Annotated in this window: 27 protein-coding genes and 1 tRNA gene; 10 read left to right on the plus strand and 18 right to left on the minus strand. The window is 47.4% G+C overall.

Going from position 1 to position 26,782, the window contains the following annotated elements:
• The first annotated feature begins 21 nt into the window (after positions 1 to 21).
• Entirely contained in the window at positions 22 to 933 is a 912-nt protein-coding gene (locus FKV70_RS15175) for an arginase family protein (protein WP_142613367.1), read from the plus strand.
• 105 nt (positions 934 to 1,038) lie between these two features.
• Here FKV70_RS15175 and FKV70_RS15180 read toward each other — a convergent pair whose 3' ends face one another.
• Positions 1,039 to 1,293, minus strand: a complete 255-nt coding sequence (locus FKV70_RS15180) for a hypothetical protein (protein WP_063209278.1) — start codon at positions 1,291 to 1,293, stop codon at positions 1,039 to 1,041.
• 65 nt (positions 1,294 to 1,358) lie between these two features.
• On the minus strand, positions 1,359 to 2,327 hold the full coding sequence (locus FKV70_RS15185) for a LacI family DNA-binding transcriptional regulator (protein WP_142613368.1): 969 nt from the start codon (positions 2,325 to 2,327) through the stop codon (positions 1,359 to 1,361).
• Positions 2,328 to 2,512: 185 nt separating this feature from the next.
• Between FKV70_RS15185 and FKV70_RS15190 the strand changes: the two genes are divergently transcribed.
• Positions 2,513 to 3,856, plus strand: a complete 1,344-nt coding sequence (locus FKV70_RS15190; protein WP_142613369.1) for a 6-phospho-beta-glucosidase — start codon at positions 2,513 to 2,515, stop codon at positions 3,854 to 3,856.
• A gap of 211 nt (positions 3,857 to 4,067) precedes the next feature.
• On the opposite strand, the gene FKV70_RS15195 is transcribed toward FKV70_RS15190, so the two are convergent.
• A tRNA-Arg gene (locus FKV70_RS15195) sits at positions 4,068 to 4,141 on the minus strand.
• 174 nt (positions 4,142 to 4,315) lie between these two features.
• Here FKV70_RS15195 and FKV70_RS25900 point away from each other — a divergent pair.
• Positions 4,316 to 4,609 carry a magnetosome magnetite crystal formation protein family gene (locus FKV70_RS25900; protein ID WP_162305670.1) on the plus strand — a complete coding sequence of 98 codons (294 nt, stop codon included), beginning with the start codon at positions 4,316 to 4,318 and terminating at the stop codon, positions 4,607 to 4,609.
• A 303-nt stretch (positions 4,610 to 4,912) separates the two neighbouring features.
• Here FKV70_RS25900 and FKV70_RS15205 read toward each other — a convergent pair whose 3' ends face one another.
• On the minus strand, positions 4,913 to 5,272 hold the full coding sequence (locus tag FKV70_RS15205) for a hypothetical protein (RefSeq protein ID WP_142613371.1): 360 nt from the start codon (positions 5,270 to 5,272) through the stop codon (positions 4,913 to 4,915).
• 163 nt (positions 5,273 to 5,435) lie between these two features.
• On the opposite strand from FKV70_RS15205, the gene asnB reads away from it, so the two are divergent.
• Positions 5,436 to 7,280 carry an asparagine synthase (glutamine-hydrolyzing) gene (asnB, locus tag FKV70_RS15210; protein WP_142613372.1) on the plus strand — a complete coding sequence of 615 codons (1,845 nt, stop codon included), beginning with the start codon at positions 5,436 to 5,438 and terminating at the stop codon, positions 7,278 to 7,280.
• A gap of 98 nt (positions 7,281 to 7,378) precedes the next feature.
• Here asnB and FKV70_RS15215 read toward each other — a convergent pair whose 3' ends face one another.
• The 3 genes from FKV70_RS15215 to FKV70_RS15225 form a co-directional block, all read right to left on the minus strand.
• Positions 7,379 to 8,011, minus strand: coding sequence for an XTP/dITP diphosphatase (locus tag FKV70_RS15215; protein WP_142613373.1), 633 nt, complete (start codon positions 8,009 to 8,011; stop codon positions 7,379 to 7,381).
• Entirely contained in the window at positions 8,011 to 8,772 is a 762-nt protein-coding gene (gene rph, locus FKV70_RS15220; protein ID WP_063209292.1) for a ribonuclease PH, read from the minus strand. Before rph ends, FKV70_RS15215 begins: the two co-directional genes overlap by 1 nt.
• A gap of 94 nt (positions 8,773 to 8,866) precedes the next feature.
• Positions 8,867 to 9,925 (minus strand): GerMN domain-containing protein, encoded by a 1,059-nt coding sequence (locus tag FKV70_RS15225; RefSeq protein WP_142613374.1) that lies wholly within the window; start codon positions 9,923 to 9,925, stop codon positions 8,867 to 8,869.
• A gap of 152 nt (positions 9,926 to 10,077) precedes the next feature.
• Between FKV70_RS15225 and FKV70_RS15230 the strand changes: the two genes are divergently transcribed.
• Positions 10,078 to 10,635, plus strand: a complete 558-nt coding sequence (locus FKV70_RS15230) for a phosphatidylglycerophosphatase A family protein (RefSeq protein WP_063209296.1) — start codon at positions 10,078 to 10,080, stop codon at positions 10,633 to 10,635.
• Between the two features lie 67 nt (positions 10,636 to 10,702).
• Complete coding sequence (locus tag FKV70_RS15235) at positions 10,703 to 11,140, plus strand: GNAT family N-acetyltransferase (RefSeq protein WP_142613375.1); 438 nt, start codon at positions 10,703 to 10,705, stop codon at positions 11,138 to 11,140.
• Positions 11,141 to 11,288: 148 nt separating this feature from the next.
• Here FKV70_RS15235 and FKV70_RS15240 read toward each other — a convergent pair whose 3' ends face one another.
• The 5 genes from FKV70_RS15240 to FKV70_RS15260 all read right to left on the minus strand — a co-directional run bounded on the left by FKV70_RS15240 (position 11,289) and on the right by FKV70_RS15260 (position 15,535).
• Positions 11,289 to 12,074, minus strand: a complete 786-nt coding sequence (locus tag FKV70_RS15240; RefSeq protein ID WP_064797447.1) for an SDR family NAD(P)-dependent oxidoreductase — start codon at positions 12,072 to 12,074, stop codon at positions 11,289 to 11,291.
• A 104-nt stretch (positions 12,075 to 12,178) separates the two neighbouring features.
• Positions 12,179 to 12,817, minus strand: a complete 639-nt coding sequence (locus FKV70_RS15245) for a TetR/AcrR family transcriptional regulator (protein WP_142613376.1) — start codon at positions 12,815 to 12,817, stop codon at positions 12,179 to 12,181.
• Between the two features lie 167 nt (positions 12,818 to 12,984).
• Positions 12,985 to 13,620 (minus strand): NAD(P)-dependent oxidoreductase, encoded by a 636-nt coding sequence (locus FKV70_RS15250; protein WP_142613512.1) that lies wholly within the window; start codon positions 13,618 to 13,620, stop codon positions 12,985 to 12,987.
• A gap of 98 nt (positions 13,621 to 13,718) precedes the next feature.
• A complete protein-coding gene (locus FKV70_RS15255; protein WP_142613377.1) occupies positions 13,719 to 14,726 on the minus strand; it encodes an MBL fold metallo-hydrolase in 1,008 nt (335 codons plus the stop codon).
• A 23-nt stretch (positions 14,727 to 14,749) separates the two neighbouring features.
• Positions 14,750 to 15,535, minus strand: coding sequence for a class I SAM-dependent methyltransferase (locus FKV70_RS15260; protein WP_142613378.1), 786 nt, complete (start codon positions 15,533 to 15,535; stop codon positions 14,750 to 14,752).
• Between the two features lie 263 nt (positions 15,536 to 15,798).
• Between FKV70_RS15260 and FKV70_RS15265 the strand changes: the two genes are divergently transcribed.
• Positions 15,799 to 16,677 (plus strand): DUF72 domain-containing protein, encoded by an 879-nt coding sequence (locus FKV70_RS15265; protein ID WP_142613379.1) that lies wholly within the window; start codon positions 15,799 to 15,801, stop codon positions 16,675 to 16,677.
• Here the strand turns inward: FKV70_RS15265 and FKV70_RS15270 are convergent.
• The 5 genes from FKV70_RS15270 to FKV70_RS15290 are packed head-to-tail and all read right to left on the minus strand — an operon-like array spanning position 16,669 to position 21,706.
• Positions 16,669 to 17,784 (minus strand): glycosyltransferase family 2 protein, encoded by a 1,116-nt coding sequence (locus FKV70_RS15270; RefSeq protein ID WP_142613380.1) that lies wholly within the window; start codon positions 17,782 to 17,784, stop codon positions 16,669 to 16,671. The two genes, FKV70_RS15265 and FKV70_RS15270, sit on opposite strands and share 9 nt — an antisense overlap.
• Before the next feature lie 9 nt (positions 17,785 to 17,793).
• On the minus strand, positions 17,794 to 18,654 hold the full coding sequence (locus FKV70_RS15275) for a class I SAM-dependent methyltransferase (protein ID WP_142613381.1): 861 nt from the start codon (positions 18,652 to 18,654) through the stop codon (positions 17,794 to 17,796).
• Positions 18,647 to 19,996, minus strand: a complete 1,350-nt coding sequence (locus FKV70_RS15280; RefSeq protein ID WP_142613382.1) for a nucleotide sugar dehydrogenase — start codon at positions 19,994 to 19,996, stop codon at positions 18,647 to 18,649. The genes FKV70_RS15275 and FKV70_RS15280 overlap by 8 nt, the downstream gene beginning before the upstream one ends.
• 2 nt (positions 19,997 to 19,998) lie before the next feature.
• Positions 19,999 to 20,979: a polysaccharide biosynthesis protein gene (locus FKV70_RS15285; RefSeq protein WP_142613383.1), complete on the minus strand. Its 981-nt coding sequence runs from the start codon at positions 20,977 to 20,979 to the stop codon at positions 19,999 to 20,001.
• A gap of 19 nt (positions 20,980 to 20,998) precedes the next feature.
• Positions 20,999 to 21,706, minus strand: coding sequence for a glycosyltransferase (locus tag FKV70_RS15290; RefSeq protein ID WP_142613384.1), 708 nt, complete (start codon positions 21,704 to 21,706; stop codon positions 20,999 to 21,001).
• Between the two features lie 205 nt (positions 21,707 to 21,911).
• Between FKV70_RS15290 and FKV70_RS15295 the strand changes: the two genes are divergently transcribed.
• A complete protein-coding gene (locus FKV70_RS15295; RefSeq protein WP_142613513.1) occupies positions 21,912 to 22,625 on the plus strand; it encodes a GT-D fold domain-containing glycosyltransferase in 714 nt (237 codons plus the stop codon).
• 208 nt (positions 22,626 to 22,833) lie between these two features.
• Entirely contained in the window at positions 22,834 to 23,961 is a 1,128-nt protein-coding gene (locus FKV70_RS15300) for an SGNH/GDSL hydrolase family protein (protein ID WP_142613385.1), read from the plus strand.
• A 236-nt stretch (positions 23,962 to 24,197) separates the two neighbouring features.
• Here FKV70_RS15300 and FKV70_RS15305 read toward each other — a convergent pair whose 3' ends face one another.
• Positions 24,198 to 24,614 carry a hypothetical protein gene (locus FKV70_RS15305; protein ID WP_063209326.1) on the minus strand — a complete coding sequence of 139 codons (417 nt, stop codon included), beginning with the start codon at positions 24,612 to 24,614 and terminating at the stop codon, positions 24,198 to 24,200.
• A 164-nt stretch (positions 24,615 to 24,778) separates the two neighbouring features.
• On the opposite strand from FKV70_RS15305, the gene FKV70_RS15310 reads away from it, so the two are divergent.
• Entirely contained in the window at positions 24,779 to 26,758 is a 1,980-nt protein-coding gene (locus FKV70_RS15310; RefSeq protein ID WP_142613386.1) for a methyl-accepting chemotaxis protein, read from the plus strand.
• Positions 26,759 to 26,782: the final 24 nt, after the last annotated feature.

Consider the following 26,782-nt stretch of genomic DNA (forward strand, 5'->3'; position numbering starts at 1 on the left):
TTGAAGTAAAGGAGAGAAAACATGACTAAAACAATACGCCTGTTAATGCCACAATGGCAAGGAGGGAACAATCCTAACTACTCTTTTGGAGCCGAGCTGCTGGCTTGGCTAGCTCCGGACAATAATCAACCCCTTATTCATGTTCCGGTTCAAGCTTATGATGGAACTCCGCTTGACAACGAGAACGGTATGAATGGGAGAAAACAGCTACTTGAACAATTAGAGGCTGCTCAACATATCATTGACGCTCATAAGCCAGATCGCATTGTAATGTTTGGTGGTGACTGCTTGGTGGAACAAGCCCCATTCGCCTATTTAAACGAAAGGTACCGTGGCGAATTAGGGTTAATTTGGATCGATGCTCATAGTGATTTAGTTAGATATGTGGGCTATGATAATGGACATACATTACCGCTCGGAAATCTGTTGGGAGAAGGAGATGAGGAGTTCGCAAAACACGTAAAGATTCCTCTTAAGCCTGAAAATGTCTTTATCGCTGGATTAGCAGCTCCTACAGAAGAAGAGACAAAAGGATTTTCAGAGACATTTCAAAAACTAGGTGTTACTACTATAGAAACAGATGCTGAAGTAATTCAAAGATTAGGGATTCGAACTGCTGGAACCCAAGAGTTAACGAACAGTACGCTATCTATAAAAGAATGGATTAAAGAAAGTGGCATTAAGTACCTAGCTATTCACATTGATTTGGACGTACTTGACCCAAAGGCTTTCCGTTCTTTATTATTTGCCAATCCTGAAGCCCCCTATAACCTTTCTCCTGCGGGAACAATGCAAATGCCTCAACTGCTTCATTTGATTAAAGAACTGTCTGAAGAAACCGATGTAGTTGGATTAGGTATAACAGAACATATGCCATGGGATGCTATTAATTTAAAGAATCTGCTTGGAGAAATACCTATTTTAAATCATTAATTTTTTGACGTTAATTTTCGTAATGGAATTATGAGAATTCGTTTGAATGAGAGTATTGTGTAAAGAAAGGACTCCTCGGGAATTTATGCTGTTATGGAGTCCTTCTTATTTTTTATTTTCATTTATTAATTTTAGTACTGGATTAAGGAACTCTTCAAAAAAGAAGTCGCCTCCCTCACCCGGAGTTAGTGCTTTATTATGATCAAAAAATTCGAAATCTTCTGGTATCGAAATATGATAGAGCGTGCCATTTTCCATTAATTCTTCTATATCTTTATAAGCATTTGCTGGACGGGCAAAGCAAAGAACCCTAGAATTCTCAAGTATATATAAGTGAGTATCAGTTAACCTATATTGCATAAAATAACACCTCAATTATGTGTCTTGAACAGCACTGCACCGAATAAAAAGGAATAATCAGGAGATCAAGTAGTCGCTCGCTCTACTAATTTGAATTCCAAAGGATGTAATTCTTCATGAAGCCCCTCCAGGGCATTTCGAATCATGATGAATGCATTTTCCGCTTGCTTGTCAATCGGGTAATGGATGGTGGTTAAATCAAGCAAATGCGAAATTTCGGTGTTATCAAAGCCCACCACTGCAACCTCACTCGGTACAGAAACACCGAGCCTACGTGCTTCGGTCAACAGCCCTGCAGCCAAACAATCGGTAGAACATGCGAAGGCATCAGGCTTGTTGGGCTGTTCACCCCACCAGTGAGCAATTTGTTCACCCGCTTCGATTGAATTTAAACCATAAAAATGAGTGAAGGCATCGGCGTTCAAATCATATTTTTGGCAAAAATCATGATAAGCCCGTATGCGTTCTTTCGTATTGAGTCCCCTCATACTCCCATACACATTCACAATGCTGCGATAGCCTCTGGCATACAGATGCTCCAGCGCAAGCATGTACCCCTGATACTGATCCATAAATACAGACGGGATTGCCTCAATCTTCACACGCTGCCACGTCACAATTGGACCATATTGGGTGTAGTGTTCAATCACACTCCACTCATTGACGCGAATCATACAGACCAAGGCGTCCAGTTGCTTTCTCCGCAACATTTCCAGTGCTTCAAGCTCCCGTTCCTTTTCCCCATTCGTAATAAACAACGTTATATTAAAACCATGCTCCTGAGCATAGGTTGTAAATCCACGCACAAATAAACCCAAAGAATCATTAAAAGAAATCGAAATAATTCCTATGAGCTTGGTCATACCCTTTTTTAATGAAACCGCATTCAAATTAGGAACATAATCCAGCTGGTCTATGACCTCCTGCACACGCTGCCTTGTCGGTTCACTTACGTATGGATGATTATTAATGACACGGGACACCGTTGCCGAGGATACGCCCGCCAGCTTTGCAATTTCATGAATATTCGCCACATTTCTCACCTCGTTCTCTCTATTTTAGCATGTTCGGGTTAAGCGTGTTTATGGTCTCGTCCTATAGTTGTCACCTTCCCTAACTAAGTTTTTTAAAAGCGCTTGACCTGTAATGCATTACAGGGATTACAGTGAACTTGTGCTTAAGAAAACGGTTTAAAAAACATACTTAGGAGGCACTAACTATGAAAAAAGGCATAAAAATTGCAACCATTGGTGGAGGCTCCAGCTATACACCAGAATTAGTAGAAGGCTTTATCAAACGCTATGCAGAGCTTCCCATTCGGGAATTATGGCTGGTAGATATTGAGGCAGGACGTGAAAAGCTGGAGATCGTGGGAGCCATGGCTCAACGGATGGTGAAGGCCGCTGGCATTGATTGTGAGGTACATTTGACGCTGGATCGCCGGGAAGCGTTGAAGGATGCCGATTTTGTCACGACTCAATTTCGGGTAGGCTTGCTAGAAGCCCGGATTAAAGATGAAAGCATCCCTTTAAAACACGGCATGATCGGTCAGGAAACCAATGGGGCCGGGGGCATGTTCAAAGCTTTTCGCACCATACCTGTTATTCTCAGTATCGTCGAAGATATGAAAGAACTGTGTCCGAATGCATGGCTGATTAATTTTACTAACCCTGCGGGCATGGTCACTGAAGCGGTGCTTCGTTATGGTCAGTGGGATAAAGTTATCGGATTATGTAATGTTCCCATCGGCGCGATCAAGAGTGCATCAGCGGTGCTGGACAAACCGGAAGAAGAACTGTTCTTTAAGTTTGCAGGGATTAACCACCTTCATTGGCACAAAGTTTATGACAAAACCGGAGAAGAATTAACAGAGCAAGTCATCGAAGGACTGTACTCGCCTGGCGCAAAACCAGAGAAAGTCGTTGAAAATATTAAGAACATGCGCTTCCTGTATGATCAGGTTCGTCACTTAAAAATGCTGCCTTGTCCTTACCATCGGTATTACTACATGACCGAGAACATGCTTAAGGAAGAATTAGAGGAAGCCAAAAACGAAGGAACTCGGGGACAAGTGGTCAAACGTCTGGAAGAAAGTCTGTTTGAACTGTATAAAGATCCGAATTTGGATTACAAGCCAGAGGAATTATCCAAACGTGGCGGTGCGCATTACAGCGATGCTGCTTGTGAGATCATTAATTCCATTTATAACAACAAAGGCACGTTGATGGTGGTCAGTACGCGCAATAATGGTGCAATTGATGATGTCCCTTATGATAGCGCCATCGAGGTAACCAGTGTCATTCGCGCGCATGGTGCGGAACCTGTAAACTTTGGCAAATTCCCGCCAGCGCAGCGCGGTCTGCTGCAAGTAATGAAGGCGATGGAAGAGCTAACCATTGAGGCAGCGGTCACCGGTGACTATGCGACAGCACTGCAAGCCTTCACCCTGAATCCGCTCGTTCCTAGCGGGGATATCGCCCAAACTGTGCTGGATGAAATGCTGGAAGCACACAAAGAGCATCTACCTCAATTTTTTGCTCATAAGGAAAAAGCGACAGTATAAAACCAGCCTCAATGAGACTGACAGAGATACAAAAAAAGCTTCCTACATGTAGGAAGCTTTTTGCTATACGTCCCAGGAGGGATACTCTCCCTACGGTCGAGACTGCGAAGTTTATGCTAACGATGCTTAGCTCCGACGCCCCCCAAGGGGTTCTCATCCCACTGGGACACAAAAAATCTTCCTAATACTCAATTAGGAAGATTTTGCTATACGTCCCAGGAGGGATTCGAACCCCCGACCGACGGCTTAGAAGGCCGTTGCTCTATCCAGCTGAGCTACTGGGACAAAATGACAATCAATAAAACATTATGTATTCAGTGCATTAATTATTATATCACATTTTGGGCAACTGTCAAAAGCATTTTTTATTATATCAGAAAGCAGGCTGCAAAAAGGAATCATTTGGACGTTAACGGGGTATTATGTACAAAGAGCTTGGTTAAAATGGAGGGATTGATCGTGAGAGGTCTTTTGTCGTCACTTTGTTATTTCAGCATTTTTTTCGCACCTTTTCTGGTGCCGCTTATTGTGTGGATTGCAGTCCGGGATGATTATGTTCAGGGACATGCTAAGAAAGCCATCTTATCGCATATTTTCCCCATTATCGCGGCGATTCCAGTAGTGTATTTTATTATAACGGCCAATCATGCAGGTTCGGTTATCGGGTTTGTACTGCTGTTCGTGGTGGTCTATCTCGGGGTTTTTGTTTATAACATCTACAAAGGGATCATGACACTCCGTGAAGCAGCCTAAAAAAGAAGCCTCCCGCATTCCGCAAATTTACGGAAACGGAGGCTTCTTCAGAATCATTTGTGAATGAGCAGTTGTCGATATTATGACTATTTATTACCAAAGCGTCTAGGACTTCTTCGCACCTCGTGTCTTACATTTTTCTCCATCACTTCTTCTGCGAACTCATTGTTATGAATATAACTGCTGCCTTTGTTTTTCTTATACTTCGCTTTGCTGTCTATGATTTCCCCCTCCTTTCACGCTGATCCAGCGATGGCGCTGGTGTCCAAATCAATAACAGTCGAGGTATAGCACACCATATTCTCATGCCCCAAACTCCTTGGCAAACTCTGTACTAAGCTCTCCATAGGAGAGCAATTCCCGTTTGAACTTTTCCCGTTCCTCACCAGCGGTAATGTGCGTAGAGTCCGTAAAAGCCTTGTCTGTCACTTCCTCAAAGGCCGAATGCAGATTGTTGTCGTACCAATCCAGCTCCAGGTCGGCATCATTACGGATGATCCGTACCATGTCATAGTCAGGATGACCATCCTTCTGATTCGTGGCTGTAATATAAACCAGCAGCTCCGGGTCATCTGCGGCACCGGGACGTACCTCTACCTCAGCGCAGCGCACTCCGTCAAGTTCAGTGAAACGGCGGATTTTGGCATCCTTGATGTAGTACATTGTCTCCCTCCTTCCTCATAAGTAGACGGGTTGCCCCATCTGTAGTTTTCGGAACGGACAGACATTTTATGCTTCTTTTCGGCATATATACTGATGAACTGGGGATTTAGTTTTTGATTCATACCAACACTGGATGAACACGACAAAGAGAGGATGAATAGACATGTGCGGAATTACAGGTTTCATACAGTGGAACGGAGACTTGATGCATCAATCTGAGCTGCTGCTGAAAATGACGCAAACACTCTCCGATCGCGGACCGGATGCTGCCGGTACCTGGATATCCAACCCGTGTGCTTTCGGACACCGAAGACTAAGCGTAATGGACCCGGAAAATGGGGCTCAGCCCATGATCCGGCAGCTTGAGGATATCACTTATACGATTGTATATAACGGGGAAATATATAACGCGCCTGAACTAAAAAAAGAGCTGCAACAGCGCGGACATTTTTTCCGTACACAATGCGACACAGAGGTATTGCTCGAATCCTATATCGAATGGGGCCCGGATTGTGTAGATCGGTTGAACGGGATTTTTGCATTTGCAGTCTGGGATAGTGAGCGGGAACAGGTATTTATGGCACGGGATCGGCTGGGAGTAAAGCCATTATTTTATAGCCAAACTGAAGATGTATTCGTATTTGGCTCCGAACCCAAAGCGCTGCTCCAACATCCAGCGGTAGAGGCAGCCGTAGATGCCGAGGGCTTGGCAGAAATCTTTATCATTGGTCCTGCCCGCACCCCCGGACATGGTGTCTATTCATCGATGAAGGAGCTGCGTCCCGGACATACCCTCACCTACAGCCGCGACGGCGTACGCATTCAAGCTTACTGGAAGCTGGAAAGCATTGCGCATGAGGATAACACCGAAGAAACGGCCCTCAAGGTACGAGAGTTATTAATAGATACTGTGGAGCGACAGCTTATTTCGGATGTACCGGTATGTACCTTATTGTCTGGCGGCCTGGATTCAAGCGCCCTGTCCGCATTAGCTGTCGATTATTACAAACGTACCGGGCAGGGACAAGTTCATACGTATTCGGTCGATTATGTGGATAACGACAAGCATTTTAAAGCCCATGCGTTCCAGCCCGGAGCTGATGCCCCTTGGATACAGCGGATGGTCGATGAATTAGGGACAAATCATCATTGGATTGAATTCGATACACCAGAAGTTGTAGCAGCTCTGAACAACTCCACGCTAACGCGGGATTTACCCGGAATGGCTGACGTGGATTCGTCACTGTATCTCTTTTGCCGGGAGATTAAAAAGGGTGCGACTGTCGCCATTTCTGGTGAAGCCGCGGATGAAGTGTTTGGCGGATATCCATGGTTTCATCGGGAGGATATGCTGAATTCGGGCACATTCCCGTGGGCGGTTGCTCCCGATATGAGAGCGAGTCTGCTATCCCCTGAGGTGCGAGACTGGATCAAGCCGCTGGAGTATTTGAACGACCGCTACTCCGAAGCAATCGGAGAAGTACCGAAGCTACCGGGAGAAACAGGAAAAGCTGCACAAATGCGTGTCATGTCCTATTTGAACATCACCCGTTTTATGCCTACCCTGCTGGATCGCAAGGATCGGATGAGTATGGGGGTTGGACTCGAAGTCCGGGTGCCATATTGCGATCATCGGCTGGTGCAATATGTATGGAATATTCCGTGGAGCATTAAGATGACTGGCGGACGTGAAAAAGGTATCTTGCGCAAAGCGCTGGAGGGCGTATTACCGGATGATGTGCTGTATCGTAAAAAAAGTCCGTATCCCAAAACACATAACCCCTCCTATCTTGCCGCTGTGAAAAAGCAGGCACTGCAACTGCTGGACGATTCCTCTTCCCCACTGCTCAAGCTGATTGATGTACACCAGGTACGGGATATTGCCGCTTCACCGGAGGCATCCACCAACCTGCCATGGTTTGGTCAGCTGATGTCGGGTCCGCAGTTATTTGCCTACTTGACCCAAGTGGATAACTGGCTGCGCACTTACAAGGTGGCTATTCGATAAAAACAGGAAAATAACCAAAAAGGCTATCCGCAGCCTATGACTGACGGATAGCCTTTTTTTCGTATATGACAGGTATATTATTCGCCCTGATTATCCAACTATGCCTGTGGACTGCCCAGCTTTGTTGCCAAATTACGCAGGGCTATGCCCCGGTGACTGATAGCCTGCTTTTGTTCCAATGTTAGCTCCGCCATCGTCTTTTCAAACTCTGGCAAATAGAACAGCGGATCATATCCAAACCCACCGCTGCCTGCAGTTTCAGTCGTAATCCAGCCCTCGACGGAGCCCGTCGCTTCCAACGTCTCCCTAGTCTGTGGATTATACAGAATCAAGGTACAGACAAATTGTGCTGGGCTCAGCAAAGGCTGTCCAGTATCGTCACCAAGCTGCTTGGATTCCAGAACATCAAGCAGCTTAATATTGTTTTCGTGATCGCTGGCACCTTCTCCAGCATAACGGGCTGAATATACCCCCGGCGCACCGTCCAGCAAGTCCACGCACAGGCCGGAATCATCGGCCAGCACTGGCAATCCAAGCGCATCTCCCACCGCTTTGGCTTTTTTCAGTGCATTTTCGGCAAAGGTTGTGCCATCCTCAACGACATCAGGAATATCGGGATAATCGTACATACTTCTGACTTCCTTGCCAAACGGGGCAAAAGCATGTGCAAACTCCCGCACCTTTCCTTTATTCTTCGTGGCGACAATGACGACCGGTCCATCCAGCCGCATCAGGCTCCAGCTCCTGTACGTCCAGCACCGATCTTATCAGCAATCGGTCCGAGCACTTCTTTCTGACGCTCGATCATTTGCAGAATCCCTTGTTCGCCCAAGCTAAGCAGTTGATCCAACTCCTGACGGTCGAATGGGCTTTCTTCTCCTGTACCTTGCAGTTCGACGTATTTGCCACTGCCAGTCATGACGAGATTCATGTCCACCTTGGCCTTGGAGTCCTCTTCATAATTCAGATCCAGCAACGCCTTCTCGCCAACAACCCCTACGCTGACCGAAGCCAGAAAATCCGTAATAGGGAACACAGGCAATTTGTGCTGGACCGCAATTTTATTTACGGCAATCGCCAGCGCTACGAAAGAACCGGTAATGGAGGTGGTGCGTGTTCCGCCATCCGCCTGAATGACGTCACAGTCCAACGTAATCGTCCGTTCACCAAGCGCCTGCAAATTGACAACCGAACGCAACGCTCTTCCGATCAGACGCTGAATTTCCATAGTACGACCTGTCAGCTTGCCGCGTGCAGCTTCACGCTGATTACGGCTATGTGTCGCCCGTGGAAGCATGGAATATTCTGCGGTCACCCAGCCTTTTCCTTGGCCTTTCATGAAGGGTGGCACGCGCTCTTCCACCGTCGCCGTACAGATGACTTTCGTCTCGCCAACCTCTATAAAAACAGAGCCCTCCGCGTATTTATTTACTCCAGCTGTCAGTTTCATCGGGCGCAGCTCATCACCGTTTCGTCCGTTAGATCTACTCATGCTTTTTCCTCCTACGTCGTATGCAACCTGTTCTTATATGTTTATTTTACCAAAGTGTGCAGGCAAAAGCACCCCAAGGACGTTTCCCTGTTCCTTAAAGAGGAATTTCGTTAATGTGCTGCGGCTTGGACACAGGCTCCCCATAATTTTGATTATTTTGCCCTATCACGCTTTTCTCACCATTCAGTTCGATGCGAACTTTCGTTTTGAGTGCATCATCCGAATTGTCCGTCGCCGTCAGTACGACTGATTCCAAAAATTCAGCAGGCACGGCCTCCCCCTTGGCAAACATATCATCCGAGAGTGATACCGTAATGACGTTATCCTTGGAGCGTTCTACCGATTTCAGCGCCGTCTCCCCTGTCATTACTTCCTGCAATCCATCCTTGGTCTGCGGCCCTTGAATTAACTGATGCAGAGCTGACTGGACACGATCTTTTTCCGGACTGACCAGTCGTGTTACAGGTACATAATATTGAACTCCAGCAGGAGAAGATGAAGAGAAATAGACGGTGACCGGACTGGAATCCAGTGGTGTTACGCCATGACCGACCTCCAAATTAATCCCTACGGCACGCGTCAACGGCTGATCCAGCGGTGTGCCACCAACAGGCATTTCGTTTAGCTTTTTGCCGTCCACCCAAATCTGTACGCTCTTAATATCAGGACGGTCAGTCAGTGTCCAGGTCAAGCTTTCCATTAATTTGCGTTCTTCCTCTGGCTTATAGTTGGCAAAAGATTTATTGAATTCAACAACAGCCAGCTTGTTGCTCTTGTCCACCGTCACACTTTTCACTTCCGTACCTTGGGGCAGTACACCCTTAAATCCCTCTGGTAATAAGCCAGCATACGGCCCGCCCTCAACCAGCGTTTCCAGCGCGGACTTGGCATCTGCCTGTACATCACCTGTAGCAATCGGTAAGGATATAGGGGCCAGCAAGCCGTTATGATCTTGCAGAAAAACAGCCCTCAACTGTCCGGTTGTGGCAGATGCATTTCCGGTTACAGCCTTAATCATGGACTGCTCTGTCGTGGACGGCGGAGGGTCAATGGACGCGGCTTCGTTGCCGAAAAGGCTGCATCCGGACAACAACAGGGGCAGGGATAGCAGCCCGGCTACAGAGGTCATACGCCATGGGTGTTTTATGTTCATAAATGAAGTTCCTCCCTAACAATTTTGTACAGATTGTACTAATATGTATACGAGCCCCGCGTAAAAAATAACTACTTTTTCAGCAGACTGGACACACTGGTCATAATTGCAGTAGAAATTAGGATCTACACGAGGAGGGTAACTTCAACTTTATGGACAAGAAAAAAGTACCTTACAGCCTGAATAGTAAAAAGGTAGCCGATGCCACCCGCGAGTGGCTGCACAAGCGTGGTGTAAGTATGACTGAAATTGCTGAACTGGTTATGCTTTTACAGAAAAAGTATTACCCGAATCTAACGATGGAAGAATGTATTGAAAATGTGGACAAGGTGCTGATGAAGCGTGAGGTTCAAAATGCCGTGCTTACAGGCATCCAGCTTGATATTCTTGCGGAACAGGGCGCGCTTCTCCCCCCATTGCAGGATATGATTGAGAATGATGAGGGATTATACGGGGTGGATGAAATTCTAGCTTTCTCCATCGTCAATGTGTACGGCAGCATTGGATTTACCAATTACGGTTATGTGGATAAGCTTAAACCAGGTGTGCTCGAACGCCTGAACGATAAAAGCCTTGGACCGATCCATACGTTTCTGGACGATATTGTGGGTGCGATCGCAGCTTCGGCTAGCAGTCGTATCGCGCATCGCAAGCAGGCCGAGCGCGAGCAGGAGCTTGGGGAAGAAAGCGCACCGAATACAACACGCTAAAAACGGTATACCAATTCAAAATACGCGATGGATGCAACAGATATATAGAGTAAGAGGAGAACTAGACATGGCAAACGTAACTGATGGATATACATTCCGTACGATGAGAGCTGATGATTATGATCAGGCTATTGAGTTGTGGAATGGCTTAGACGGATTGGGATTAAGCGAGGCGGACTCACCGGAACGGATTGCACGCTTTTTGCAGCGGAATGAAGGACTTAGCTTTGTCTGTGAATACGCTGGAAACATCATAGGCACGATTTTAGCAGGTCATGATAGTCGCAGAGGGTTTCTGTATCATCTGGGTGTAACCGCAGAACATCGTGGTCATGGGATTGCGACCAGACTGGTGGATAGAGCCTTATCTGCTTTGCTCACAGAAGGCATTGATAAATGTCATCTGTTTGTGATGGAGCATAACACAGGAGGCCAACGTTTCTGGTCAGCTAACGGCTGGGAGAAGCGAGATGGGATTTTATTATATTCGCGAGATCTGGCATAGCATCTGAACGCTTGATCTATGTAAATAGGACGCCGGGTCTGATTCAAATTGTGCCAGAAACGATCAGACCCGGTGCATAAAAATTACAGTATTTTTAGTAGCAGTCCGGGTTATTAAAGAACTGGTTATCTTGATTCATGAATTGCAATCAATTTTGAGGCCGTAATGTACGTTCTACAATATTAAGTGTGGTTTGACGAGAGAAAAATCGGGATACTTGAGCTACCCAATAGTTTTGTCGACCCGATATTATATGACTGCGCCCTTTTTCAAATGCTTTCAAGGCATTCTTGACGACAGTCTGCGGCGTTTCTCTGGAACCTACAGAGGCTTCACTCGAGCCTACCACATCAAAAAATGAGGTTTCGGTTGCACCAGGACAGAGGGCGAGCACTTTGAGTCCCCGTTTTCGATTTTCCGCCCACAGCGCTTCGCTAAACGAAAGCACGAATGCTTTGGTTGCTCCATATACAGCCATATAGGGATCGGGCTGAAATGCAGCGGTGGATGAAACATTGATGAGTCCCCCATCTCGGTTCCGCAACAAATCAGGCATAAATGCATGTGTGATGTCGACTAAAGCAGCCACATTGAGCATCACTTCCTCATGCTGTCGTTCTCCTGAAATCTGCTCAAAGTACCCATAGGTGGCAAAACCCGCGTTGTTAATCAGAAGATCTACCTTGAGTTGTTGCTTTTGAACCTCCTGATGCAGTGTTTGGGGAGCTCCTGGTGAGGATAGATCGAGCACAATCACCGTAGCTTTTACGTTATATTTAGCGGAGAGCTCTTTCGCCAGTGCTTTTAATTTGGTTTCATTGCGCGCTACCAAAATGAGATTACATTTCCTGGCCGCGAGCGAATAGGCAAATGCCTCGCCAATCCCGGATGAAGCCCCTGTAATAAGTGCTGTCTTGTTTGCAAACATAAACATGATGATGACCTCCTTAGTATCGTTGTTTTATTATAGAAACACTGTTACCATTACTCTATAATGAACTGAAGTCACCCCAATGACGACCTCAGTACACATCATATTTACGCTGGAGATGACGAGGGTTTACATGCATCGAGCGTATTCTTCAGTGTAAATGCATACACCTCTTGCGCCATGTCCACGTTCAAAAAATGACCTGCAAATTGTAGATGGATTACTCCATGTAAAGCTGACCACAGCATTCGAACAACCAGCAGCGGGTCCTGCTCTTTCAGTGCTCCTTGCTCCATAGCGTGTATAACGGTTTGCAGGATTCGCGATAGCGCCGTGGTGGTGCCCTCCAAGCTCTGTTCATCCGGCTTAAAATCAGATAATGCCCCGCCAAACATCATTTTGTAATAGGCTGAGTGAAGGCGCGCAAATTCCCAGTATGCCCAGCATAAAGCTTCCAGATCAGCGAGTACGTTTAGGGTAACAGGTACTTGTTGAAAGGTTTCAGCCAATAGCCGGCATCCATCCAGATACATCTCATTGGCAAGACCATCCTTATTGCCAAAAATACTGTAAATGATTTTGGTGGAACAGCTTAACTTCTGTGCAACTCGCCGTACAGTCACAGCCTCAGGCCCTTCTTCTACAAGAAGAATGCATGCGGCATCAATCACATTTTTGCGGAGCAATTGCTGCTGCTGTAACTTTACCTCAGAATAGGTTTTAAAAGGTTGCGTTGGCTCAGACATCATTCAATGCACTTCCTTTTTTTATTTCGGTAACACTGTTTCTTTACAGAATCATAGTATTTCATCCTTGTATGTTTGTCAAATAAAAAAGAGCGCCACATAAGTACATACACTTATTGCGCTCTAGTCGGATGTTTAAAGATAAAGCAATGTTTTGCGTTCCAAGATCAATAGGCAATGCCCACCCTGGTACGAATAAAATCACAACTCTTCGATTGATGATAGGTAAAGTCAGCCGTATCCGCAGTGGTAATTTGTGAACCGTCTTCGGGCAAAAAGTCTTTCTCCACGCGATACACACCTGTACGCCCGCCATCCGGCAGATAGGTCGGACATACGATTGTCCAGTCTAATGCCGAAACACGCAGCAATTCATACACCCGCCGATGCTCCTCGGCTGCTCGGGTGCTGCGTCGCCGAGTATCGGAGGATTCGTATCGATACAGGCTCGGTTCGGTCCGGCTTTGCAAAATCCCTGCCGTTCCCACTGTAATGAGCCGATGAATGGACTGCTCCTGCATCAGCCGGATCAACAGGCCTATACTTACAGATAGCGTGGTGGTTCCAGCTGTATTCAGCGCACTGATCACAACTGTTGGCCCACCCTTCAGCGCTTGCGCTATATCCTCGGCGTTGGTGGCATCACCTTGTACGATTTGCAGCTGTGTCCCGTATCGAGATGCGAAATCCTTCAACTTATCCGGTGAACGAACTAGGGCAGTTACGGTGTGACCATCCGTTAGCGCATAATCTAAGATAAAACGGCCCACTCGTCCGGTAGCTCCCAGCAGCAGCAAATTCATAAAGGCCTCTTTCCCGGCATACATGCCGCTCATGTTGTTCAATCATGTTGCGTTTCCATGATGTTGAGTCAAGTCACTCGTATTTTTTCCTCCATTATTTACGAGGCATGGGAATAAAAGCGCGTGATAGGACTCTCCTCGCTCATAAAGGCTCGCTCACGGCGCACCAGCTCCACCAGATGGGCCAGCGTCTCAGACATGGCAAACCTTAGCTGGTGAATACCCAGCTTGTCGCCGAACACAGCAATGCACAGCTCATAAGCTGTGCTGCCTTCCGGTTGGATCAGCTGCTGGAATTTCTCCAGCCGTTCTTCATGATGCGCCAGCAATGCCTGCGTGCGTTCGCGAAAATACCCAAACGGATTGCGGTGTCCGGGATATGCCCATGCGACCTCCAGCTCACCTAGGCGCTGCAAGCCGTCTATATAAGACTTCAGCGGCTGGGCATCACTGCCCGGCAGCAGACTGATATTAGGAGAAATCTGCGGCAATACCGCGTCACCGCACAGAATAACGCCGCTATTCGGCTCATAAAAGGACACATGTCCAGGTGCATGCCCTCCAGTCTCTACGGGCATCCAGCTGCGTCCAGCCCATTCCAGACGAGTGTTGATTCCGATAGGAATGAAGGTAATCTCAGGTTGCGGGTTCACTTGCAAATAAGCCTGCTGCATATGTACTTCTAGGGCTGATACCTGCTCCAAAGGAAAACCATGCTGGACAAAAAAGCTGGGCAGCCGCTTCTCCATCGCAGTCGTCGATTCTGGATCACCCCACATCATCACCGCTTCCTTATGACTGCGGGCTGACATATGTACGCGAGCCTGACCTTGCTGCTGCATCCACCCCGCCAATCCGTAATGATCGGGGTGATGATGAGTCACCACAATGTCCGAAATATCCTCAAAGGACATTCCCAGCTGTTGGAAGACATATGCCCATTCCGCCTCTGTATCCAGATTGCGCGGACCTGGGTCTACAATTGTAAAACCATGCTGTCCCTTGAGCACATAGCTATTCACCCAGCGCAGCGGAAAGGACATGGATATTTTGACCTGAAAAGCTCCGTCTATTCGCTCACATGGCGTAAGCTCTGGCAATTTCATGGTTTCCCCTCCGCCCTTCTGTTTCAAGCCCGCATACCGACAAAAATCATTCGGGGCGAAGCATCTTCTATATATTGATCTTCATCATAACTTCCGTGTACTTGCTCTACGGATAACCCCGCCTGTTCTAGCAATTCACGGAACTTTTCATACGGATATAGCTTTACTCGTTCATAGTACACACGCTCGCGTTCTGCATCAGCCTGGGTCGTACCCAGATCAGAGGCTGCTTCTGTGGTCGTCACAGATGCGGCTGACCGAATGGCAATTTGCTTTTTCACAAATCCATCTTCAATGACCCGATGCTCCTCAATCCAATTCCCTTCATCCTCCCGGGACGAATGCGGCACCAAATGAGCAGCTACGTAGGAAGGGTTCAAATAATCTATAATAAAGCGGCCTCCCGGTTTCAACAGCCGATAAATTTCCTTTAATACTTTAAGCTGCTCCTCATCCTTCTCAAAATAACCGAAGGAGGTAAACAAATTGACCACCGCATCAAAGCGTTCTTCCAGCGGCACTGCTCGCATATCTCCTTGATACCAGCTTACCCGCCCTTCGGTATCCGCTGCACGGGCCTCTCTCAGCAGTACATTGGAAAGGTCCACACCCGTCACGTTATAACCTGCATCAGCGAGTGCAAGAGAATGCCGTCCCATCCCGCAGCATAAATCCAGTACGCTGGAGCCTTGCGGTAATTTGAGCCAGGAGATCATTTTTTGCACTTCCTGATAGGCTCCCTGAAAGTCGCGATGCTTGTATACTAATAAATAATCTTCCCCAAAGCTTTGCTCGTACCACTCTGCCATATCGTTTCTCCTCCATGAACTCATTTCGCTCTATTACATACTATATTAGCTTTTTCAAACTGGAAACTCAAAAACATTACGAATAAGCATTTTGCAAAGTCAAAAAAGCTTTCCATCATAAGAGCATGTTACAATAATCGTATTTGAGCTTAAATAATCATAGGAACTTCATACCCATTTCATGTGATTCACCTCATTTTACCATTAAAATGTATCATGGGAATGCCTTTAAAGAGGTTTATGCTGGAAAGGAGGGCAAAGTGATGATTCAAATTGGTCTGACGGGTTGGGGCGATCACGATGACTTGTATCCAGCAGGGACTAAAGCTAACCAAAAACTAAGGGTCTATGGAGGCCATTTTCCAGTAGTCGAGATGGATAGTTCTTTTTATGCGGTACAGCCAACGGATCGTATGGCACGCTGGGCAGCGGAAACCCCTGATTCCTTCTCATTTCTCGTCAAGGCCTATCAAGGCATGACTGGCCATACCCGCGGCAAACAGCCTTACTTCAAAACCATTGATGCGATGTATGAGGCACTACATGCATCCATATTGCCTCTTCGCGAAGCGGGCAAGCTCAAAGCCGTGCTATTTCAGTATCCGCCCTGGTTTGACTGTACACGTGAGAATGTCGCCATCCTGCGAGACACGAAAAATAGGATGGGAGAGGTCCCATCCGTACTTGAATTCAGACATCAAAGCTGGTTCACACCAGATTTTCGGAAGCAAACGCTGGCATTTATGCATGAGGAAGGCTGGATACATAGCGTATGCGACGAGCCGCAGGCAGGACCCGGGTCGGTTCCCATTGTGCCGCAGGCTACAGACAGCAACCTGACCATCGTACGTCTCCACGGACGTAACGTATCAGGTTGGAATCAAAGCTCTGCGCCTAATTGGCGGGAGGTTCGTTATCTGTATCGGTACAATGAACAGGAATTGGCCGAATGGAAAGACAGATTGCTGGAGCTGGAACAGCAAAGCCGTGAGGTATGCGTGATATTCAACAACAATTCAGGTGGAGACGCTGCTGCGAACGCCAAGCAACTCATGACCATGCTGGGCATGGAACCTAAGCCTTTTCCACCTCGCAAGCTGCCTGATGCGGATCAAGGGCCAGAACAGCTTGAATTATTTTGAGGACCGGGCTGTGGATGAATGATTGGGAATTGCCTTCCTGAGCTTGCGTTCGTTATCCAGTAGATGCGGATCGTCAGGCAAATAACGTAAAGCGGCTTGGTTGTGCTCATACGAAGCTTCCAGCTTACCTATATGAGCATAGCAATGACTGAGCCGCACATGAGGTAGCCAGGAGTAGCATGGTAACGGAACAGGTCGAAGACCAGGAAGGTGATGCTGTTGCTCCAATGCTTGGTCATACCAGTATGCAGCAGTGCTCCATTCGTCTCTTGTGAAAAACCAGTCCCCGATCATGCAGCACAAATCTGCTTGCGGGACACCGTATCGAAAAGAGTGTAACAGACGATCCAGCTGTTGCTCAGGCTTCCCGAGATGGAGATAACATTCAGACGCTCTCGCACAAGCAGTAATCCGATCCTCCCGGTAGCCGCTCGGCTCCTCCAGCAGATGGTCAAAGGCCTCTGCTGCCTCGGCATATGCTCCACGGTCAAAGCATTCATTAGCGTGAAAATACAGCAGACGCCCTTCCAGCTTGCCGCCTTCGCTGATCCACCGGGCGAGAATACGTTGGTTACGGAGCGTATGGTCGTGCATTCGGCGATGTGTTACTGCCACATCGGCATGCACGACTTGCCCCTGAGGTATCACCAGATCCTCATGCAGGCGTCCCTCCCAGCGGTATTGTCGCTCCCGTTTCACAAGGCGAACACGGCGTGTGCTGAACAACGGCTCCCCCTGCTCACCCTCCGCCAAGTGAAGTGGCATCACCACCGCGTCGATATGCTTAGACAAACGTTGCTTTAAGGAACGCAGACGTTCACGGTCAGGTTCGAGCAGCACATCATCCGCATCCAGCCACATGATATAGGAACACGTTGCCTTGTCAAACGATTCATTACGAGCGGCGGCAAAATCATCCTTCCATTCAAACATATAGATCCGATCCGTATAGCGGGCTGCTATCGTCTTCGTCTGATCTGTCGATCCTGTGTCCACGATGATGATTTCGTCCATCAGGTCTGCGACCGAATCCAGACACCGGGCCAGTGTCTGCTCCTCATTTTTTACGATCATGCATAAGCTGATAGTCATTGGATGCTCAGTCATGACTTCATGTCATCCCCTTCTGTTGGCAGACTCTTCCGTTGTTGTTCCGGTAGACTTGCCATCAGTATATGCATCTCTCCTCTCAGCCTGCGTCTTGTCTATCTGTTCGACACGCGCATACCTTTCCAACGGCAAGAGTTGTTGCTCCATATGCCGGATTCGTTGTACCGCCTTGTCAAGTGCAGCCTTTCGCTGATTCATTTTGCGAACATGCTGCTGCTCAACCTGTTGAAACTGCTCCTCGTCCAGTTGCATCCACTTATTCAGATGCTCTGCCCCCGGCTTAGCCTCTCGCAGTTCTTTCGGCTTCTTGCGACCTGCAAAGCACAAATATTTATGCTGCACCTCCAGCGCTTGTTCTGTAAAGTAAGGATACAGCACTCGGGAGAGACTTCCGGCATAGTAAGTTCGTTTATGATCGTGAAATGGATGGTATCCATAGGGTACAGACAGGACAAGCGTGCCCTTTTTATTCAACAAGCGGTAAGCATGAGCCAGCAGTGTGTCGGGGTGCGCAAAATGTTCCAAAATCTCTCCTAAAATAATCGTGTCAAATCCACCGGGAGGACGCTCAAACAGTGAAATGTCTTGTAACTGAAAGTGGACACGTTTTCTGACAGGTGCAGATTCATGCCGAAGTTCTTTTTTTGCATAAGAAATGCTGTCCTCTTCCAAATCAATGGCGGTTACCTCAAAGCCTTCCCGCGCGAGCAAAATGGACGTGATCCCCTGGCTGCACCCGACATCCAGCACGGTACGCCCCTGTACATGGCGACAAATCCAGTGAATTCGATTACGGGTGGCTTCATGAGATTCCTCCGAATTAATCTGCCCGTAATAACGTTCGTTTACCTGATCACGGTTAGCCAACAGCAGTGCCCCCTCCGTTAACGGGGTGCCCCAAGATCACGACATGTCCACCTGTGCAATGCGCAGTCGCATTACGTGTATCAAAGACCAGCGGAGCATGGTCAACCAGCTGTTGGTAGTTCACCACCGAATGGTCTGTCGTAATGACTACGATATCTGCACTTTCCCACAGCTGGGCATTAGCCGTCCGCGATGGGATTTCTTCACCGTTCAGTTTAAAACTCGATACATACGGATCAGTGAAGCTAACCGAAGCGCCCAATTTTTTTAGATGCTCGAACAGGACAAGAGCCGGAGATTCCCGGACATCATCAATGTCCTTTTTATAAGCCACACCTGCCAGAATGATGTTGGCCTTGTTTATGGCTTTCCCTTCCTGAGCGAGCATGGATTCGATTCGCTCTGCAATATACAGCGGCATACGCCGATTCATGCGATCTGCCAGCTCCACGAATTCCAGCGGAAAACCGTGCTGCTCCGATTTCCACGACAGATAAAGCGGATCAACCGGAATACAGTGTCCCCCAATGCCGGGTCCCGGATAAAAAGGCATGTAGCCGAACGGCTTGGTTGCCGCTGCATCCAGTACCTCCCATATATTGATGCCAATTTTCTCACAGGCTGCTGTCAGCTCATTGACCATTCCAATGTTGACACTGCGGAACGTATTCTCAAACAGCTTGGCGGCTTCCGCCACGGTTGTCGAACTCACCGGGACAATCTGATCCAAAAAGGACCCGTAAAAACCTGCTCCTACGGCCAGACAATCCGGTGTGCAACCGCCGATCACTTTGGGAGTGTTGCGAATGTTAAAATGGACGCTGCCCGGATCGACACGCTCCGGCGAAAAGCACACATAAAAATCCTTACCTACCGTCCAGCCCCTGCGCTGCTCTATCACTGACCGAATCAATTCCTCAGTCGTTCCCGGATAGGTGGTGCTTTCCAGAATCAACAACGTTTGTCTGCGCAAATGAGGTATGGCCTGATCAATTGCCGTCTCAATATAGGACGTATCCGGCTGATGTCCGTCCGTCAACGGCGTAGGCACACAAATCACGACGATATCCGCATGCTCCAGCACCTTAATATCCGTAACTGGATGCAATTGTTGCCCGATCAGACCTTCCAATGCATCATCGCCAATGTCTATAATGTACGACTTTCCTTGAAGCAACTTGGCTACTTTAACAGGATCGGAATCCACACCATATACATCATAACCAGCCTTTGCCATTTCTACTGCCATGGGCAGCCCTACATAACCGAGGCCGATCACAGCCACATTTACCGTTCCTTTTGTGATTTTTTCCATAAGCTGCAAAATACCCACCTCTTTCATCGTTACTCCATACCTTGCAGTAACTCAGCAATTCCAGCGCGATCCATTAACTCATCGTCGGAGCGATATTGTTCGAATTTCACCCGCTCCAATTCACCATATTGACTCAGCAAACGCTTGTCTGCTTGCTGGGGAAGAATAACAAAATAACGATCATCATAACGGTACGTGTACGGCACCTCATAGGGCGAAATCAGCACCTCATGCAGCTTTTCCCCACCACGTATACCGATTTCCTGCACTTTTAGCTCAGGCTTTTCCGCCTGTTCTTTCATTACTTCTGCCAAATCGGCAATATTGCAACCCTTCATTTTCATGACTAGCGTCTCTCCACCAATCGCCATAACAGAAGCCTTCAGCAGCAAGCCAATCGCCTCTCCAAGCGTGAGGAAGAATCGTGTCATATGTGGGCTCGTCAGCGTTAAATCCTGTCCTTCTGCGATCTGACGCTTGAACAGGGGCACGACACTCCCACTCGTTCCGAGCACATTGCCGCCGCGAATACACACAAAGCGCGTACGCTCACTTAAGGCGTTCGCCCGGATCATCAATCTTTCGCCAATCGCCTTCGTCATGCCATATACATTCACCGGGTCTACCGCCTTGTCTGTAGAGACATCAATGACCTTGGCGACGCCCTGTTCTATGCTGGCCCGAATCACATTTTCCGTACCATGAACGTTCGTCTTGAAAGCCTCTTCCGGTTGTTTTTCACACACAGGGACATGCTTTAAGGCCGCCAAATGGAACACATAATCTACCCCGCGACAAGCCTCCTGCAATGCCTGAAGGTCCCGAATATCCCCGATTATGAAATTCAGCCGGGGATCAGACTGAAATTGCCGCTGCATGGCAATCTGTGCAAATTCACCACGTGAGAAAATGCGAATTTCCGCTGGTTTCTCCTTCAGCAATTCAGCTGTTAGGCGTTGCCCCCAAGATCCTGTTCCTCCGGTCACCAGCAGTTTTTTTCCTTTGAACAATATAATCTCCTCCTGACCGTTACGAATTGGCCATGCCTGTGCCCAAAAATTCAGCCAGCACCGTGTTCATCTCATGTTCTGAGAGTCGATCCTTCGCTGGCACCTTTTTCACCGAAGTATTGGCAGCATGAATGACATTCACATAGTTGCGAAGCGGAATCACCTCATGCGGCAGCTCCGTTACATATCCGTGCGTGCCTTTTCCAGGAATAACGACACGGTAACCATTCAAAAAATCCTCTACTTGATAGCGGAACACATAAAAGGAAGGCGAGCGGTGAAACACAGGTGCCATCTGGCCCTTAACCGCATCCCACAAGTACCCCATTTGATTTACCAGCGCAACCGTATCCGGTTGAAACTTGTAATCATGCAATTGCTGTACAAAGGACTGGTGGTACAAATCGTCGGAATCAATTCTAGCAATGAGCAGTTCGTCCGCACCTTCGATATATGCATTGATACGACGTTTACTTTCAATGCTCGTACCAAAACGGATGTGGTCGGGAATGGGCTCACGTTGAGCCAATTCATCTTCCACAATGTCGCTGCATCCACCCGCCAGCTTGACGACAGACAAGAAATCCGCATTCGTCTGATTGAGCAGACTGCGCAGCGTAAAGGTTCTGAATATATCCAGCCGCTCGCTGATCCATTCACGTGTCAAGCGGTTGGGATTCATCCCATAGTTATTAAAATTAATTTCAATCACAATCTTGCGATTCATTGAACTTCCTCCCTTTCATCCGTCTCCTCTCAAGTTATGAAGACACTCCTGAAACGGCACGTACAGATGCAACAACTCTCGCAAAAATAGGTAGAATCCAAAAAGAATAGCCGTTCATACAAAAATATTTTTACGTTCGACATATGATAGAATACAAAGTTTTTTGGTCCATCTGAAAGCAGGACTGACAGGGAGGAACCATGATATGACGAATTCAAAGTATCTGGAGATAGACGAGGTACTGAAACATTTGAAGCTGGCACTCGATCAGCACCAGCCCTTTTCGCTTATCCGTATTGGGGATGGTGAAAATTTAGTGTTGGCGCAAGACACTGTCTGGCCGATGGAAAAGGTGTTACAGGAACGTTGGGCGGTCAAAGCCAATTTCGGCCAAAAGGGACTATTTCTGCCGAATACGGAACTACGAGATGCGGTGGCTGTGGCAGTGAGCAAAGCCAGTATTATCGGCATTTTGCCCTATGATGACGAATCTATTAAAGCACCATCCTATATGAAACGAGAGCTGACTGATCAGGTTTTTGCTCACTATGCTCTTGCGCCTGCGCTGACTTGCCATGCCTGCCTGAATCGATATATGGCGCAGACGCCGGCCTTCTGGGATATTCTGAAAAATCGACGTATTCTACTGGTGACCCGGACGGCCGCTGAAGTCAAATCTGTTCTTGAAACCGAGCCGTACGGGCTGCATATCGCGCATACGATCGCATTTCATCAATATGAACAGATGCCTGAAACACTAGGATGGATCGCAGCACACAAAGATGACTTTGATATTGCGCTGTTCTCTTGTGGTGTCAATGCCGTGGTATTGGCGCAACAAACAGCAGAATTAACCGGCAAAGTAGGTATTGACTTCGGCAAGGCGATAAACATCGTCATGTTCGGCAAAGCGAATTAAAGAATAAAAGTGATAGTCTAAAAAAACAACTTCATTTTCTGTGCTCCGTGTATCCAAAAAAGCACCCACAAATTAAATTTTGCGGGTGCTTTTGCTATCAAATACTGTCCTAAACTTACTTACAAATAGAATTTGAGATTCTCTGTCACTTCTTTTACAATATTACAGAAACTAGCATTCATTCGAGATTATGAGGAGGATGTTGAATATGTCGCATAACAAGAGATTGAAGACATACCCGCTTGCAAAAGCAAAGCATGTAAAGGTTCATGGCCGAACTACGCCAACCCTCACCCCTCTTACTCTGTTTTGGACAGGCAGCGGCATAGAATTAAATATGAAAGGCTCGGAGCTATGGATTGAAATAGAAGCTGATTATCAGATGTATGAGTCCTGGATTAGCATTGTTGTCAATGGTGTCCCGATGAGTCGCCTGATGGTGACCACTGGACGGCATTGGATCTGTCTTCTAAGAGGTTTGAACTCTGACACGGTCAAAAATGTTCGTGTAGTCAAGGATGTCCAGCCTATGAGCTCGGACCCCCGCTGCTTGTTGCAAATTCATGCCCTGAAGGTTGACGGAGAATTGCTGCCCGTCCCTGATAAGCCCCTTAAGATAGAATTTATTGGTGACAGCATTACTTCGGGAGAGGGATCAATTGGAGCAAAGGAAGAGACAGACTGGGTTCCTATGCTGTTCACAGCCCTACGCAATTATACAGCCATAACAGCCGAGGCACTGCATGCGGACTACCGAGTATTCTCACAAAGCGGATGGGGTGTGCTAACAAGCTGGGATAACAATCCCCATGGGAACATACCAGCATATTATGAGCAGATATGTAGTGTGCTCACCGGAGAGAGAAATGAAGCATTAGGGGCATTTGCCGATCATGATTTTACCTCCTGGCAGCCAGACGTGGTTGTAGTGAATTTGGGGACCAATGACGGTGGGGCCTTTTATTCTCCAGCATGGACAGACCCGGTCAGTGGAAAAGTGCACAAGCAACGCTTGAATGAGGACGGCACGTTCAATGAAGAAGATGTACAAGCTTTTGAAAACGCTGCCGAACATTTTCTGGTCAAGCTTCGGACCAGTAATCCTGCTGCCCATATTGTGTGGGCCTATGGGATGCTTGGTACTCCCATGATGCCAGCGATCTACCGGGCGGTAGACGCGTATAAGAAAAAAACAAAGGATCGGAAGGTGTCGGTGTTCCAACTGCCGAACACGACAGAAGAAACAATAGGATCTCGCAGCCACCCCGGACTCTCTGCCCATACTAAAGCAGCAGATGAGTTGACTAGGTATTTGCGAGAAATCTTAAAAAATTAGAAACCGGGAAGCACAAGCAACTTTGTTGAATACGCTTAGAAGGAAATTTCAATAACTAGATTTACAATAACCAGATTATTTGTGCTCTGAGTGTTGTGGTTAAACATCTAGCCACGAGCCTGTGGCAAATGTCTGCCCCAGACTCGTGGCTGCTAAGCTTGGAGTCCGTCGACATGACCATAGAAGACTATGAACAGGCAGCGAACTTCTGATAGGAATCCTTGTCTGATATATATTTATAAAAACGGAGTTGAGGCAATGCCCGTGAACACTTCCGGACCATTACGAACAGTGGTCGATACACCCGAAATATAAGAAGAATATACCGTTTGCATTGCCCAGGGAGCGGACAAGTCCTGTGCATTAAAAGCTTGCGTTTCATTAGCTCCATTCACGCCCAGTACCCCCTCGGCGCGGTAGACTACCTCGTTCGGATCATAGTTGGCTCCACGCACGATTTCCACCGCATACGTATCACCAAGCTCACCAATCAGGCCAATCGAACCACTAAAAGTCACAACCGGACTTGGCACAAGAAAAGTCCGCAGCGTAATCAAACCGAATCGCTCCGGTACAGAACCCAGTTGAATATCGGGGCCCTCACCTGTTTTTGATGAATTGGTGGAGCTTCTCATATCCAGAAAAAAACCCATACCTTATCCCTCCAATTGCAAGATACTGCATGTTATGCAAGCAATTTCTTAGACGCATTGGACAAATTAGCAATAAATCTATCAATTCATCTCCAAAAAACCGATAGTAAATACATATGGTGTAAGCTTTTGAAATGAATATATAGATAGAAAGCAGGGGTTAGATGAAACAACTGAAACGACTGAAAACATTAACACTACGCAAGAAATTGACAGCAGCTTTCCTGCTGGTCATGCTTGTTCCTAGTATTATTGTGGGCTCTTTCTCATATCAGGCAGCGTATAACCAGACAGACCGCCAATTACTGGACAGTGCGACGTCTAGCGTGACTGCAGCTGATCGCGCTGTTACTCAAACGATTCAAGCCAAAATCGCCGATCTCGAATATTACTCTACAACGTTGACCGCTAGTGACAACAGTGCGGAAGCAGATGATGCCATTCTAAAAAGATTACAAGTATATTTGAAAATGCATGCGGAAGCTGTTGATATGTTTGTAGGAACTCCCGAAGGTAAGCTCATTATTGGCAAAGCTGTAGGCTCCACAAACGATCCTCGTGAGCGTCCGTGGTACAAACAGGCTATGGAGAAACCTGGACAAACCGTGATCAGCCCGGTCGGACTCAATACGGCTAAGGTCCCCGTTGTGTATATTTCACGTACACTTCCCGACAACAGTGGTGTTCTTGGTCTTTCCCTGAACCTGAATAATTTAAAAGAAATTACAAAGTTGAAAATCGGCCAAAACGGCTATATTGTGATATTTGATAGCACCAAACGTATTGTTACCCACCCGACAGAAGTCAGCGGAAGTACCGAAATGGGAGAAAAAATATCACAATTGTTTACTTCCAAAGAGGGCAGCTTTGATCAAAATGATGCTGGCGTGGCTAAACACCTGATTTTCAAAACCAATGCGCTGACAGGCTGGAAAATTGCCGGAACGATGGACAAATCCGAAACCCGTGCCTCAGCTCAACCGATTCTCCTCACGACGATTGTAGTGTTGATAATTTCAGCCATCGTTATTGGTGTGCTCGCAATGTGGCTAATCAACAGTATACTTAAGCCGATCCATAGATTGCGCAATTCTATGGATGCCATCAGCCAAGGTAATCTATCGATTAACGTGGCTACGAACAGTAAAGATGAAATTGGCCAACTATCTAGATATTTCCAACAAATGGTGGATAACCTGCGTAACATGATTAGAGAAATTCAAGCAATGACAGGTAATTTGTCGGCATCCTCGCAAGAGCTGGCCGCAGGTGCAGAACAAACGACCCGTGCCATCGAGCATGTAACTATAGCTATTCAAGATGTGGCCGCAGGCAGCGAACGCCAGTTGGACAGCGCTAAAGATAATCAGGAACGGGTTAGCGGCATGTCTGCTGACATTACAGCTATGACCGAAACTATGGCTGAAATGACCACTTATTCCGCACAAGCTATCCAAGCGTCGGATGCAGGCAGTGAGCATATCGGTAACAGCGTCGTCTCCATCGATGGTATTCGCACTACCGTAGAGGAGCTCGATACGATTATCAGCGCTTTGAGTGACCGATCCGGACGAATCGGAACGATTGTCACCGTCATTACGGAAATCGCGAGCCAGACGAATTTGCTCGCACTGAACGCTTCTATTGAAGCAGCACGTGCAGGAGAGCATGGCAAAGGTTTTGCTGTCGTAGCTACAGAGGTTCGCAAGCTGGCTGAAAACTCAGCTTATTCCGCACAGCAAATTCGCGAACAGATTCAAGGGATACAGAGCGGTGTATCTGAAGCCCTGATCGCTATGGAATCTGCCAAGGAACGTGTAACTGAAGGCATCAATTCTATTGATCTATCCGGTCGCTCCTTCTCACGCATCCGTAGAGCGGTGGTCAAATCGGCGAAACAGCTCGATAACGTGGCCGCTTCTACTGCTGGAGTCGCTAATGGTACGAGTGCAGTCGTTAGCAGCATGGAGGAAATTACTCGCATTGCTGAAGAAGCAGCATCTCATACCGAGACTGTGTCCGCAGCCGCAGAGGAACAGCTCGCCTCCATGGAAGAGATCGGTTCGTCTGCCGCAGATTTGACCCGTCTGGCAGAGCAGCTTCAGGATTTACTGACACAATTCCAATTGGATGAAACAAAATAACCATTCCTGCCGATAAATACAGAG

The sequence above is a fragment of the Paenibacillus ottowii genome (assembly GCF_006874425.1).
Classification (GTDB): domain Bacteria; phylum Bacillota; class Bacilli; order Paenibacillales; family Paenibacillaceae; genus Paenibacillus; species Paenibacillus ottowii.

What these genes read in the sequence shown, in the direction of transcription:
- FKV70_RS15175 (WP_142613367.1), top strand. Translation starts at nt 22, where the DNA reads ATGACTAAAACAATACGCCTGTTAATGCCACAATGGCAAGGAGGGAAC.
- FKV70_RS15180 (WP_063209278.1), bottom strand. Translation starts at nt 1,293, where the DNA reads ATGCAATATAGGTTAACTGATACTCACTTATATATACTTGAGAATTCT.
- FKV70_RS15190 (WP_142613369.1), top strand. Translation starts at nt 2,513, where the DNA reads ATGAAAAAAGGCATAAAAATTGCAACCATTGGTGGAGGCTCCAGCTAT.
- FKV70_RS15205 (WP_142613371.1), bottom strand. Translation starts at nt 5,272, where the DNA reads ATGTACTACATCAAGGATGCCAAAATCCGCCGTTTCACTGAACTTGAC.
- asnB (WP_142613372.1), top strand. Translation starts at nt 5,436, where the DNA reads ATGTGCGGAATTACAGGTTTCATACAGTGGAACGGAGACTTGATGCAT.
- FKV70_RS15215 (WP_142613373.1), bottom strand. Translation starts at nt 8,011, where the DNA reads ATGCGGCTGGATGGACCGGTCGTCATTGTCGCCACGAAGAATAAAGGA.
- rph (WP_063209292.1), bottom strand. Translation starts at nt 8,772, where the DNA reads ATGAGTAGATCTAACGGACGAAACGGTGATGAGCTGCGCCCGATGAAA.
- FKV70_RS15225 (WP_142613374.1), bottom strand. Translation starts at nt 9,925, where the DNA reads ATGAACATAAAACACCCATGGCGTATGACCTCTGTAGCCGGGCTGCTA.
- FKV70_RS15230 (WP_063209296.1), top strand. Translation starts at nt 10,078, where the DNA reads ATGGACAAGAAAAAAGTACCTTACAGCCTGAATAGTAAAAAGGTAGCC.
- FKV70_RS15235 (WP_142613375.1), top strand. Translation starts at nt 10,703, where the DNA reads ATGGCAAACGTAACTGATGGATATACATTCCGTACGATGAGAGCTGAT.
- FKV70_RS15240 (WP_064797447.1), bottom strand. Translation starts at nt 12,074, where the DNA reads ATGTTTATGTTTGCAAACAAGACAGCACTTATTACAGGGGCTTCATCC.
- FKV70_RS15245 (WP_142613376.1), bottom strand. Translation starts at nt 12,817, where the DNA reads ATGTCTGAGCCAACGCAACCTTTTAAAACCTATTCTGAGGTAAAGTTA.
- FKV70_RS15250 (WP_142613512.1), bottom strand. Translation starts at nt 13,620, where the DNA reads ATGAATTTGCTGCTGCTGGGAGCTACCGGACGAGTGGGCCGTTTTATC.
- FKV70_RS15255 (WP_142613377.1), bottom strand. Translation starts at nt 14,726, where the DNA reads ATGAAATTGCCAGAGCTTACGCCATGTGAGCGAATAGACGGAGCTTTT.
- FKV70_RS15260 (WP_142613378.1), bottom strand. Translation starts at nt 15,535, where the DNA reads ATGGCAGAGTGGTACGAGCAAAGCTTTGGGGAAGATTATTTATTAGTA.
- FKV70_RS15265 (WP_142613379.1), top strand. Translation starts at nt 15,799, where the DNA reads ATGATTCAAATTGGTCTGACGGGTTGGGGCGATCACGATGACTTGTAT.
- FKV70_RS15270 (WP_142613380.1), bottom strand. Translation starts at nt 17,784, where the DNA reads ATGACTGAGCATCCAATGACTATCAGCTTATGCATGATCGTAAAAAAT.
- FKV70_RS15280 (WP_142613382.1), bottom strand. Translation starts at nt 19,996, where the DNA reads ATGAAAGAGGTGGGTATTTTGCAGCTTATGGAAAAAATCACAAAAGGA.
- FKV70_RS15290 (WP_142613384.1), bottom strand. Translation starts at nt 21,706, where the DNA reads ATGAATCGCAAGATTGTGATTGAAATTAATTTTAATAACTATGGGATG.
- FKV70_RS15295 (WP_142613513.1), top strand. Translation starts at nt 21,912, where the DNA reads ATGACGAATTCAAAGTATCTGGAGATAGACGAGGTACTGAAACATTTG.
- FKV70_RS15300 (WP_142613385.1), top strand. Translation starts at nt 22,834, where the DNA reads ATGTCGCATAACAAGAGATTGAAGACATACCCGCTTGCAAAAGCAAAG.
- FKV70_RS15305 (WP_063209326.1), bottom strand. Translation starts at nt 24,614, where the DNA reads ATGGGTTTTTTTCTGGATATGAGAAGCTCCACCAATTCATCAAAAACA.
- FKV70_RS15310 (WP_142613386.1), top strand. Translation starts at nt 24,779, where the DNA reads ATGAAACAACTGAAACGACTGAAAACATTAACACTACGCAAGAAATTG.